General features: G+C 55.0%; 8 protein-coding genes. 7 read left to right on the forward strand and 1 reads right to left on the reverse strand.

What is annotated here, in order from left to right; all coding sequences use genetic code 11:
- Nucleotides 1–14: 14 nt before the first annotated feature.
- The 7 genes from BV390_RS19560 to BV390_RS19590 all read left to right on the forward strand — a co-directional run bounded on the left by BV390_RS19560 (nucleotide 15) and on the right by BV390_RS19590 (nucleotide 10193).
- Nucleotides 15–3293 carry a DUF5107 domain-containing protein gene (locus BV390_RS19560; RefSeq protein WP_085397236.1) on the forward strand — a complete coding sequence of 1093 codons (3279 nt, stop codon included), beginning with the start codon at nucleotides 15–17 and terminating at the stop codon, nucleotides 3291–3293.
- Nucleotides 3294–3433: 140 nt separating this feature from the next.
- Entirely contained in the window at nucleotides 3434–4417 is a 984-nt protein-coding gene (locus BV390_RS19565) for a substrate-binding domain-containing protein (RefSeq protein WP_085397237.1), read from the forward strand.
- Nucleotides 4418–4449: 32 nt separating this feature from the next.
- Nucleotides 4450–5964: a sugar ABC transporter ATP-binding protein gene (locus BV390_RS19570; protein ID WP_085397238.1), complete on the forward strand. Its 1515-nt coding sequence runs from the start codon at nucleotides 4450–4452 to the stop codon at nucleotides 5962–5964.
- A 27-nt stretch (nucleotides 5965–5991) separates the two neighbouring features.
- Complete coding sequence (locus tag BV390_RS19575; RefSeq protein ID WP_032686482.1) at nucleotides 5992–6990, forward strand: ABC transporter permease; 999 nt, start codon at nucleotides 5992–5994, stop codon at nucleotides 6988–6990.
- A 26-nt stretch (nucleotides 6991–7016) separates the two neighbouring features.
- Nucleotides 7017–8078 carry a zinc-dependent alcohol dehydrogenase family protein gene (locus tag BV390_RS19580; RefSeq protein WP_032686483.1) on the forward strand — a complete coding sequence of 354 codons (1062 nt, stop codon included), beginning with the start codon at nucleotides 7017–7019 and terminating at the stop codon, nucleotides 8076–8078.
- A gap of 9 nt (nucleotides 8079–8087) precedes the next feature.
- On the forward strand, nucleotides 8088–8969 hold the full coding sequence (locus tag BV390_RS19585; RefSeq protein ID WP_032695558.1) for an aldose 1-epimerase: 882 nt from the start codon (nucleotides 8088–8090) through the stop codon (nucleotides 8967–8969).
- A gap of 90 nt (nucleotides 8970–9059) precedes the next feature.
- Nucleotides 9060–10193 (forward strand): 3-phenylpropionate MFS transporter, encoded by a 1134-nt coding sequence (locus BV390_RS19590; protein WP_032699023.1) that lies wholly within the window; start codon nucleotides 9060–9062, stop codon nucleotides 10191–10193.
- Here BV390_RS19590 and csiE read toward each other — a convergent pair.
- A complete protein-coding gene (gene csiE, locus BV390_RS19595; RefSeq protein ID WP_032686486.1) occupies nucleotides 10190–11467 on the reverse strand; it encodes a stationary phase inducible protein CsiE in 1278 nt (425 codons plus the stop codon). The genes BV390_RS19590 and csiE overlap by 4 nt on opposite strands.
- Between the last annotated feature and the right edge of the window lie 71 nt (nucleotides 11468–11538).

Here is an 11538-nt window from a genome sequence, read left to right on the forward strand (position 1 = left end):
ACTTTGAGGGCATTATGAGTTCAGTAAATGTTTGGCAGGAAACGGTACATATTCCAACCTATGAAACGGGGGCGCAGGATGTTCATCCTATGTTTCTGGAAAATCGGGTTTATCAGGGGTCTTCCGGGGCGGTGTATCCCTATGGTGTGACGGATACGCTGAGTGAGGAAAAAACGCTAAAGGCCTGGCAGGCAGTGTGGCTGGAAAATGATTACATCAAAATCATGATCCTCCCCCAGCTGGGAGGCCGCGTGCATCGCGCGTGGGATAAGGTCCGGCAGCGCGATTTTGTGTACCACAACGATGTTATCAAACCTGCGCTGGTTGGCTTACTTGGCCCATGGATTTCCGGAGGGATTGAGTTTAACTGGCCGCAGCATCATCGCCCCACCACTTATATGCCGGTTGATTTTACGATTGGCGAAAATGACGATGGCTCGAAAACCGTTTGGGTTGGCGAGACGGAGCCGATGCACGGTCTCCAGGTGATGACCGGGTTTACTCTGCGTCCGCAGCGCGCGGCGCTAGAGATTGGTAGCCGGGTTTACAACGGTAACGCCACGCCGCGCCATTTCTTGTGGTGGGCGAACCCTGCGGTCAAGGGGGGCGATGGACATCAAAGCGTATTCCCGCCGGATGTGACGGCGGTATTTGATCACGGTAAGCGCGCGGTTTCAGCGTTTCCGATTGCTACCGGCACCTATTATAAGGTGGACTATTCGGCTGGCGTCGATATTTCACGTTATAAAAATGTCCCTGTCCCGACCTCCTATATGGCGGAAAAGTCAGAGTACGATTTCGTCGGCGCCTGGTGCCACGATGAAAACGGTGGACTGTTGCACGTCGCGGATCATCACATTGCGCCAGGAAAAAAACAGTGGAGCTGGGGTTACAGCGAGTTTGGTCAGGCGTGGGATAAAAATCTGACGGATGAGAATGGTCCTTACATCGAGCTGATGACCGGCATTTTTGCCGATAACCAACCGGATTTTACCTGGCTCGATCCGTTTGAAGAAAAGCGCTTTGAACAATACTTCCTGCCTTACCATTCGCTGGGCATGGTACAGAACGCTTCGCGCGATGCGGTGATCAAACTGCAACGCGAAGAGGGCAGCATTATATGGGGTGTCTATGCTATTTCTCCTCTGGTCGCCCACCGGCTTACGGTTCGTGAGGAGGGCAACCCGCAGCCGCTGCTTGACGAAATGATTGAGCTGGCGCCATGCGCTGCCGTTCAGGGAGCCTTAGCCGGTATTGACCCATCTCGTCTGACGATGGAACTGCTGGACAGTCACGGCAGGTGCGTTTTGCGCTATCAGGAGCATCAGCCACAGGAGTTGCCGCTGCCGGAAGTGGCGGTTACGCCCTTAAGCGCAGGTGCGATAAGCAGCGTGGATGAGGCATGGTTTATCGGCCAGCATCTGGAGCAGTATCATCACGCCAGTCGCTCGCCGTTTGATTATTACCTGCGGGGTATTGAGCTGGATCCGCAGGACTACCGCTGCAATCTGGCGCTGGCGATGCTGGAATACAACCGCGCGGATTACTCGCAAACCATCGAGTATGCGACTCGGGCATTGTCGCGCGCGCATCGGTTAAACAAAAATCCGCAGTGTGGACAGGCAAGTTTGATTCGTGCCAGTGCGAGAGAGCGTTTACAGCAGTGGCATGATGCGCAGGAGGATTTTTGGCGCGCGGTGTGGAGCGGCAATAGCAAAGCCGGGGGATATTACGGACTTGCCCGTCTGGCGACGCGCAGCGAGCGCTACGATGATGCGCTGGCATTTTGCCGGCAGAGCCTGCTGGCGTGTCCTACCAACCAGGATGTCCTGTCGCTGGAAACCCTCTTGCTACATCTCACCGGCCGTCGCAGTCAGGCCTTACAGCAGATTGAAAGGCTGCGGGGCGACTATCCGCTAAATCCCACCTTGTGGTGGCTCAACGCAACAATCTCAGAGACTGAAGCGGATACGGCGCGATGGTTAGCCGTATGCCAGTCGCGGGATATTAACGCATTGCTGACGGCCGGGCTGCTGTTGAGCTGGGGGATGGCGGCGCGGGCGAAAGCGGTACTGACGGCGCTTCACTGTCAAAAAACGCTGCCGCTCTATTTACAGGCTACTCTGGCCGAAGGTAACGAGCGCATCGCGCTGATCAACCGCGCACGCGAAGTGTTCCCTGATTTCGTGCGTTTTCCCAATCTGCTGGTGGAAGTAGCTGCTCTGGAGGAGATACCCGAGTGCTATTTTGCCCAGCATCTGCTCGCCTGTTTCCACTATAGCCGGCGTCATTATGAGAAAGCGACGCAGCTATGGCATCGCTGCGTTGAAATGGCCCCCGATTTTGCCGATGCCTGGCGAGGGCTGGCGATTCATGCGTGGAATAAGCAGAGTAACGCTCGCCTGGCGGCGGAGTATCTGGATAAAGCCTACGCTCAGCAGCCGCAGGACGCACGCCTGCTTTTTGAACGCGACCTGCTGGATAAGCTGACGGCCATTGAGCCGGAAAAACGCCTTGCCCGGCTGGAGGCCAATCTCGCGACCGCATTGAAACGCGATGATTTAACGGCGGAGCTGCTCCATCTTTGGCACCTGGCGGGCAACGTTGAGCAGGCGGCAACCGTGCTTGCTTCGCGTAAATTTCACCCCTGGGAAGGTGGTGAAGGTAAAGTGACCAGCCAGTTTGTTATCAATCAGTTATTACGTGCCTGGCAGCTTCTCCAGCCGCAGCCACAGCAGGCGGAAGCGCTGTTGTTATCGGCGCTGTGCTATCCGGAAAACCTGAGCGAAGGGCGTCTCCCGGGACAGACAGATAACGATATCTGGTTCTGGCTGGGGATTTGCGCCAGGCAGCAGGGGATGGAAGAACGCGCGCTTGAGTGCTTCCGCAAGGCGGCGTCAGGCGATCGGACGATCAATATTCATAGCTACTACAACGATCAGCCGGTGGACTATCTCTTCTGGCAAGGTGTGGCTCTGCGGATGCTCGGCGATCGTCTGAGCAGCGAACAGCTTTTCACTGAAATGTTGCAGTGGGCTGAGCAGATGGAAGCGGCACAGATAGAGGCCGATTTCTTCGCGGTGTCACAGCCTGACCTGCTGGCGCTCTATGCTGATATCCAAAAACAGCATCAGGAGAAGTGTTTGCTGGTGCGCGTTCTGGCGACGGCGGGATTAGGCGGCGGAGCGAGCTATGAACAGGCGCTGTCTGAGCTGGAAGCGCTCAACCCGGCCTGGGCGAAGGCGGCATTATTCCGGAAAACACTGCCGTTTGTACTGCACCTCGTTAACTAAAGAGCGTTTACTGTAATTTATGAGCGGTCTGACCCGCCGCGCTTCTCGAGATGTTTAGAATATGTGAAATCGTTCTGCGGCAGGCCCGAATGCCGCAGAATCCAAACAACAATAAATGCCTGACCCTACAGGAGGCACGTATGTCTAAAAGTAAGACAGTCTCATGGTTTTTATGTTTACTGTTAACGTCGTTGAGTATTTTATTCCCCGGCTATAGCGCGGCAAAGGATATCACCATTGGTGCTATCTACCTCGATACCCAGGGCTATTACGCTGGCGTACGGCAGGGGGTTCAGGATGCGGCAAAAAGCACCGATGCGAAAATTCAACTGATTGAAACCAACGCGCAAGGCGATATTTCTAAAGAGAGTTCATTTATCGATACGCTGGTCGCGCGTAACGTGGATGCCATCATTCTATCCGCCGTTTCAGAAAATGGCAGTAGCCGCGCGGTGCGCCGGGCCAATGAAGCGGGTATTCCGGTGATTTGCTACAACACCTGTATTAATGAGAAAGGTGTCGACAAATATGTCTCTGCCTACCTGGTTGGCGATCCACTAGAGTTCGGTAAAAAGCTTGGCGAGGCGGCAGCTGATTATTTTATTGCCAACAAAATTAGCGCACCGAAAATTGCAGTCATCAACTGTGAAGCGTTTGAAGTGTGCGTACAGCGGCGTAAAGGTTTTGAAGCCGCGCTAAAGGCGCGAGTTCCGGATATGCAGATTGTCGCCAATCAGGAGGGGACCGTGCTGGATAAGGCTATCTCAGTTGGTGAGAAACTGATTATCTCCGCGCCTGATCTGGATGCCATCATGGGAGAGTCTGGAGGGGCAACGCTGGGGGCGGTAAAAGCGGTCCGCAACCAAAATAAGGCCGGAAAAATCGCCGTATTTGGCTCTGATATGACCACGGAAATAGCCCAGGAGTTAAACAGCTATCAGGTACTAAAAGCGGTGGTGGATATTTCCGGCAAGAAAATGGGTAACGCCGTTTTCGCGCAAACCCTGAATGTGATTAATAAAACTCCGCCCGCAAATAAAATTATCCCTGTGGCTATCGATACCTATACCAAATCTGAAGACGGTAAGCAGTGGCTGGCTACGCATGTTGATGGCTTGCCTTAATTCCCCTGTCGAATAACTGAGGTAAAGACTCGATGACGGCAACAGAAAACACGGTGGTGCCGGTGGCACAGATCCTCAGGGGAAATAAGCGCTATCCTGGCGTCGTCGCACTGGATAACGTTGATTTTACCCTGTCAAAAGGTGAAGTTCGCGCGCTGCTGGGGAAAAATGGCGCGGGAAAGTCCACCTTAATCCGCATGCTGACTGGAAGCGAAAGTCCTGATAGCGGCGAGGTTTGGCTGGCCGGGACTCGTCTTGAAGGTAACGACGCCACGCTAACCCGTCGGGCAGCGGAGCTGGGCGTCAGAGCCGTATACCAGGAGTTAAGCCTGGTCGAGGGATTAACGGTGGCAGAGAACCTATGTCTTGGCCAGTGGCCGCGCCGCAATGGCACGATCGACAAAAACGCCATGGTCCGCCAGGCCACAGAGGCTCTCGCCTCTCTGGGGGTTGATGTCCCGCCAGATGCGCTGGTCGACACGCTGAGTCCGGCGCAAAAGCAACTGGTAGAAATCGCCCGTGTGATGAAAGGTCAACCTCAGGTGGTGATTCTTGATGAGCCAACCAGTTCGCTGGCCAATACGGAGGTCGAACTGGTGATCAACGCGGTAAAGAAAATGTCAGCTCTGGGCGTTGCCGTGATTTATGTCAGTCATCGAATGGAGGAGATACGCCGCATCGCCTCTTGCGCCACCATCATGCGCGATGGCCAGGTGGCAGGTGATGTCACTCTGGAGAGTACGACAACGCAGGAAATCGTATCGCTGATGTTAGGAAGGGAGCACATCGATCTTCCGCTGGTAAAATCTGAAATCGCACTGACAACCCCGGTACTTCAGGTGGCCCGGCTACGCCATCCACCTAAACTTCAGCAGATTAATTTTACACTGCACCGTGGCGAAGTCCTGGGTATCGCCGGGTTGCTGGGGTCGGGCCGTAGTGAGCTACTCAAGGCTATCATCGGCTTAGAAACGTTTGCTGAGGGGGAAATCACGCTCAATGGTGTGCACATTTCGCGTCCACGGTATACCTCGATGCTCAAGTGTGGCGTGGGCTATACCCCGGAAAACCGTAAGGAAGCGGGCATTATTCCGCTGCTGGGCGTAGATGAAAATACGGTGATGACCAACCGGCACAAAGTTAGCCGCCGTGGCGTACTGAACTGGCAGCGGATTCAGCAGTTGACCGCCGCCGTCATGAGCAGAATGACGATCAAGGCGGCAAATACAGAGACGGCTATCGGGACGTTATCGGGGGGGAACCAGCAAAAAGTGGTGATTGGCCGCTGGGTTTACGCCGAAAGTGAAATTTTACTGCTTGATGAGCCTACGCGCGGAGTTGATATCGAAGCTAAGCAGCAGATTTATCGAATTGTGAGGGAACTCGCCGCTGAAGGAAAAAGCGTCGTATTCATTTCCAGTGAAATAGAGGAGCTGCCCTTAGTCTGCGATCGTATTTTGCTGCTGCAAAACGGTGAATTTACCCGCGAGCTTTTAGCCCCCGTAAATGTCGATGAATTAATGTCGGCAATTTTATCCACGCATTAGCTATTACGTTTATTGAGGAATTAACAGATGTCTGCCTCATCATTAACGCTGCCGCAAGGCAAACGTGCCACGCCCAAGCAGTTTATCAGTCGTCATATTAACGAAATTGGTCTGCTGGTGGTGATCGCTATTTTATATCTGGTGTTTTCATTTAACGCTCCGGGATTTATTTCTTTAAACAATCAAATGAACGTGCTGCGCGATGCGGCGACGATTGGTATTGCCGCATGGGCGATGACGCTCATTATTATCTCCGGTGAGATTGATGTCAGCGTCGGTCCGATGGTGGCATTTATCTCCGTCTGTCTGGCTTTTCTGCTGCAGTTTCAGGTTCCGCTTAGTATTGCCTGCCTGCTGGTGTTGATCCTCGGTGCTGCGTTAGGGACTCTCGCTGGCGTGCTGCGAGGCGTATTCAACGTGCCGAGCTTTGTCGCAACCTTAGGTTTATGGAGTGCATTACGTGGCATGGGGCTCTTTATGACCAATGCGCTGCCGGTTCCCATTGATGAAAATGAGGTGCTGGACTGGCTTGGCGGGCAGCTCTTTGGCATACCCGTTTCGGCATTAATTATGCTGATTTTGTTCGTCATCTTTGTTTTTATCAGCCGCAAAACCGCCTTTGGCCGTTCCGTGTTTGCCACCGGGGGCAACGCAACCGCAGCACAGCTCTGCGGGATTAACGTTAAGCGGGTGCGTATTTTGATTTTTACGCTTTCAGGTTTGCTGGCGGCGATTACCGGCATTCTGCTGGCGGCGCGTCTTGGTTCGGGCAATGCGGGGGCCGCCAATGGCCTCGAGTTTGATGTTATCGCCGCGGTGGTGGTCGGCGGTACCGCACTGTCCGGCGGCCGCGGTTCGCTATTTGGCACCTTATTAGGCGTGCTGGTTATTACCCTTATTGGCAATGGGCTGGTGCTTCTGGGTATTAACTCATTCTTCCAGCAGGTTGTTCGCGGATTAATTATCGTGGTTGCTGTTCTGGCAAATATATTGCTGACTCAGCGCAACAGTAAATTTAAACATTAATATTCATTAATTTGTTAGAGGGAATTATGAAAACAATGTTAGCTGCTTTTTTACCAGGGAACTCAAGCGTTGAGCTGCGAGAAGTTCCTGTGCCAACCCCGGGGATTAACCAGGTTCTGATTAAAATGAAGTCCTCAGGAATATGCGGTAGTGATGTCCATTATATTTACCATCAGCATCGTGGTACCGCCGCCGCGCCGGATAAACCGTTGTATCAAGGCTTTATTAATGGCCATGAACCCTGTGGGCAAATTATAGAGACCGGGGCCGGATGCCGACACTTTAAAGCAGGGGACCGGGTGCTGGTTTACCATATTTCCGGCTGCGGTTTTTGCTCCAACTGCCGCCGCGGTTTTCCTATCTCCTGCACCGGAGAGGGCAAAGCGGCCTATGGCTGGCAGCGCGATGGCGGCCATGCAGAATATTTACTGGCGGAGGAAAAAGACCTTATTCATCTGCCGGATGCGCTGAGCTATGAAGATGGCGCATTCATTAGTTGCGGGGTAGGTACCGCCTATGAAGGCATTTTGCGTGGCGAGGTTTCCGGCAGTGACAACGTTCTGGTTGTCGGGTTAGGGCCTGTTGGCATGATGGCGATGATGCTGGCGAAAGGACGCGGTGCAAAACGCGTTATTGGCGTCGATATGCTGCCGGATCGTCTGGCGACAGCAAAACAACTGGGAGTAATGGATAACGGCTTCCTGGCGACAACGGAGAACCTTCCGGCACTGATTGCCGAATTGACGCGGGGCGGCGCGGATGTGGCGCTGGATTGTTCTGGCAATGCCGCGGGGCGTTTACTGGCATTACAGTCTACGGCGGATTGGGGAAGAGTGGTGTACATCGGCGAAACGGGTAAGGTTGAGTTCGAGGTGAGCGCCGATCTGATGCATCACCAGCGGCGTATTATCGGCTCCTGGGTGACCAGTTTGTTCCATATGGAGAAATGCGCTCGCGATCTGACCGACTGGAAACTGTGGCCGCATAGCGCGATTACCCATCGTTTTTCTCTTGCCCAGGCGGGGGAGGCCTACGCGCTGATGGCCAGCGGTAAATGTGGCAAAGTGGTGATTAATTTCCCCGATTAAGGAGCCATGATGACGCTTTTTACACTGGATAACGATCGGGTACGGCTGCAGGTTGCGGAGCGCGGCGGCGCGATCGAGGGGTTATGGTGGCAGCATCAGGGGAAAACGATACCGGTGCTGCGCCCTGGTCTGAATAGCGGCGTGGCGGTGGAGTCCTCTTGCTTTCCGCTGGTGCCGTTTGGCAACCGGGTGAGTGGTAATCAGTTTTCTTCGCCGGCTGGGGAGCGCCGGCTGGCGCCAAACGTGGAGTGGGATAGCCACTATCTTCACGGCGACGGCTGGTTGAATAGCTGGCGCTGTATGGATCAATCTCCCACGCACCTCACGCTAGAGTATATTCACCGCCAGGGGGTCTATCACTATACCGCGCAGCAGCGCTTTACCCTAAGCGAGAGCGGCGTTGAGGTGGAACTGTGCGTGACGAATGATGGCGACGCCCTGCCGTTTGGCCTGGGATGGCATCCCTATCTGCCGCTGTCACAGGAGACGCGGGTGCAGGCACGGACCACGGGTTACTGGCTGGAGAAAGAACATTGGCTCACCGGAGAGTATCAGGAGAGTTTGCCGCAGGAACTGGATTTCAATCAGCCCGCGCCGCTGCCCGAGCACTGGGTGAATAATGGGTTCTCCGGCTGGGATGGCATCGCGACGATCCGGCAACCGGAACTGGGGTACCAACTCTCCATGACCACCGAGCCGCCGGCGCCATGCTATTTTGTTTTTGTGTCCGAACCGGCGTTTGATAAAGGCTATAAATTTGATTTCTTCTGTTTTGAGCCGATGAGCCACGCGCCTGACGATCATCATCGTCCGGGATTTGGCCAGCTAACCGTGCTGGCACGCGGTGAAAGCATGCGGCAAAAAATGGTGCTGAAAGTTCGTGCGCTTTAAGCCCGACCTGCCCGGAAACGGGCAGGTAAACTTCACCTTGCGGCATTCATGCTTTATCGCCAGACTATCGACTCCATTCGGGAGGGAATCATGGTCTTGCACTCCACGCGCTGGTTGGCGCTTAGTTACTTCACCTATTTTTTCAGCTACGGTATTTTCTTGCCTTTCTGGAGCGTCTGGCTGGCGGGAACAGGCTTAACGCCGGAAACCATCGGCATGCTGTTGGGCGCCGGGCTGGTGGCCCGTTTCCTGGGAAGCCTGCTTATCGCGCCGCGGGTCAGCGATCCCTCCCGGCTGATTTCCGCCCTGCGGATCCTCGCGTTACTGGTGCTCTTGTTTGCCCTGGCCTTTTGGGCCGGGAACCACGTAGCCTGGCTGGCGGTGGTGATCGTGGGGTTCAACCTCTTTTTCTCTCCGCTGGTGCCGTTGACCGATGCGTTGGCCAACACCTGGCAAAAACAGATAACCATGGACTACGGGCGCGTGCGTCTGTGGGGGTCGGTGGCGTTTGTTATCGGTTCGGCGCTTACCGGTAAGCTGGTCAGCCTGTTTGACTATCGGGCGATTCTGCTGCTGCTCAGCCTCGGCGTTGCTTCTATGCTGCTGGGGATGCTGCTGAAACCCTCGGTGATGCCGCAAGGGGAGTCTCGTCATCAGGAAGCGGCGGGGGTGGCGGCCTGGTTGTCGCTGATACGGCAAAGCTGGCGTTTTCTCGCCTGCGTCTGTCTGCTTCAGGGGGCGCATGCCGCCTACTACGGCTTCAGCGCGATTTACTGGCAGGAAGCCGGTTACTCTGCCTCTGCCGTGGGCTATTTATGGTCATTGGGCGTGGTGGCGGAAGTGGTTATCTTTGCACTGAGTAAAAAAGTATTCAGTCGCTTCAGTGCCCGGGAGCTGCTGCTGCTTTCGGCAGTGTGCGGTCTGATTCGCTGGACGCTGATGGGCGCGACCACGGCTCTTCCATGGCTTATCGTCACGCAGATTTTGCACTGCGGCACCTTTACGGTCTGCCACCTGGCGGCGATGCGCTATATCTCCGCGCGCCAGGGCAGCGAAGTGATACGCCTGCAGGCGGTCTATTCTGCCGTGGCGATGGGCGGCAGCATTGCGGTCATGACGGTTTTCGCTGGCTTCCTCTATCAGCACCTGCATCAGGGGGTCTTCTGGGTGATGGCGCTGGTGGCCCTCCCGGCGCTGGTGCTGCGGCCAAAAGCGGTTGCCTAATCCTCGAGCATTTTGCAAATATGCTGCCGCTGGTGATCGCTGAACATCTCTTCAGTGTGAAACAGCGGCGGTGAAAACAGCGGTAACGCGGTGGCGTAAGGGGTGACGACCAGCGCCACGCCTTTGGGCGCGCCTTCCTTCTCAAAAGCCTGCACGCTTTGATATTTAATATTCAGCGGCAGCAGCGTCAGTTCGCGCAGCTGGAGTTCAAGCGCCTGTTCAAGAACGGGATTATCATGGGTGAGCAGCACGACCTGTTTTTCATGCAGATCGCTTTTCTGCATCAGCCATGCGCCAAAAATCACCGCGATCAGTCCCACCTCTTCCTGATTAAACGTAATCTCGTACGTCGCTTCAAACTCGCTGAGCGCGGCCTGGGTCGTGCGCATCAGCCGCGGGTAGAGACGGCTAATCTCTTCCGGCAGCGCGTTATCAATACCGATAGCGAAAACGCTACGGTTGAGCGCCTGCGACAAATGAATATAAAGCTGATCGCTAAGTCCCTGGTCATCACTGAACGGCCGGCCTGCCAGATCCTGGAAACGATGAATCAGGCGGTCGATTGCCAGGTGTAGCCGCCGATCCTGGTGATGGCCGTCGCGGATGGGATCGGGCGTTTTCAACAACATAAAGAGCAGCGTCAGGAACAGCTGTTCGCCCGCGTGCGGCGCGCTGGCGACCCGGCGTTGCCAGTGGCGAACGATCTCCTGGGCGAGAGTGAACTCCACCGCTTGTTGCGTCCAGCGCTGCTGCTCATAGGTAAAATCCGGGGTGAGTCCAAGATGATGCTGCAGCAGGCAATATTGCAGATACAGACGCAGGAAATGAACATCGCGACAGTCAAACTGCCGGTTGAGCATCCGCGAGCAGCGGTTGACCAGCGCCTGCAGGTTGGTGTCGTCATACAGCGTCCGCGCAATGCCCTGTAGTTTAAGCTGCGTTTTTAATGCCGGCGTAAAATGGTGGGCGATAAAATGCGGGCATAGACGTAATGCCCGCCGCAGACCGTGCAGCAGACACAGACGTTGATCGATGACAGCACCTTCAATCCGGTAGCTGCCGTCCACCTGTGACGAAAGGGTCAGTCGGTGGTAACGCTGAATTTCGCGTGCGGTCTCTGCGATATCCTGCCGGGCCGTTGACTCATCAACCTGGTTGATGTGGCTAAGCCGTTCTGGCGTCACCGGTTGCCCGGGCAGATAAAACATCAGCAGTACCTGGCTACGGCGCTGTGGACTGGAAAGCGCAGATGGTGGTTCAATGACGGTCATCATCTGGTGAGTTCCAGTTAGGGTTTTTGCTAAGAATAGCTAATGGATGAATGGAGATCAGGGCAGTTCGGCGC

It is taken from the genome of Klebsiella sp. YJ, from assembly GCF_002108615.1.
Lineage (GTDB): Bacteria > Pseudomonadota > Gammaproteobacteria > Enterobacterales > Enterobacteriaceae > Klebsiella > Klebsiella planticola.

What these genes read in the sequence shown, in the direction of transcription:
- BV390_RS19560 (WP_085397236.1), top strand. Translation starts at nt 15, where the DNA reads ATGAGTTCAGTAAATGTTTGGCAGGAAACGGTACATATTCCAACCTAT.
- BV390_RS19565 (WP_085397237.1), top strand. Translation starts at nt 3,434, where the DNA reads ATGTCTAAAAGTAAGACAGTCTCATGGTTTTTATGTTTACTGTTAACG.
- BV390_RS19570 (WP_085397238.1), top strand. Translation starts at nt 4,450, where the DNA reads ATGACGGCAACAGAAAACACGGTGGTGCCGGTGGCACAGATCCTCAGG.
- BV390_RS19575 (WP_032686482.1), top strand. Translation starts at nt 5,992, where the DNA reads ATGTCTGCCTCATCATTAACGCTGCCGCAAGGCAAACGTGCCACGCCC.
- BV390_RS19580 (WP_032686483.1), top strand. Translation starts at nt 7,017, where the DNA reads ATGAAAACAATGTTAGCTGCTTTTTTACCAGGGAACTCAAGCGTTGAG.
- BV390_RS19585 (WP_032695558.1), top strand. Translation starts at nt 8,088, where the DNA reads ATGACGCTTTTTACACTGGATAACGATCGGGTACGGCTGCAGGTTGCG.
- BV390_RS19590 (WP_032699023.1), top strand. Translation starts at nt 9,060, where the DNA reads ATGGTCTTGCACTCCACGCGCTGGTTGGCGCTTAGTTACTTCACCTAT.
- csiE (WP_032686486.1), bottom strand. Translation starts at nt 11,467, where the DNA reads ATGATGACCGTCATTGAACCACCATCTGCGCTTTCCAGTCCACAGCGC.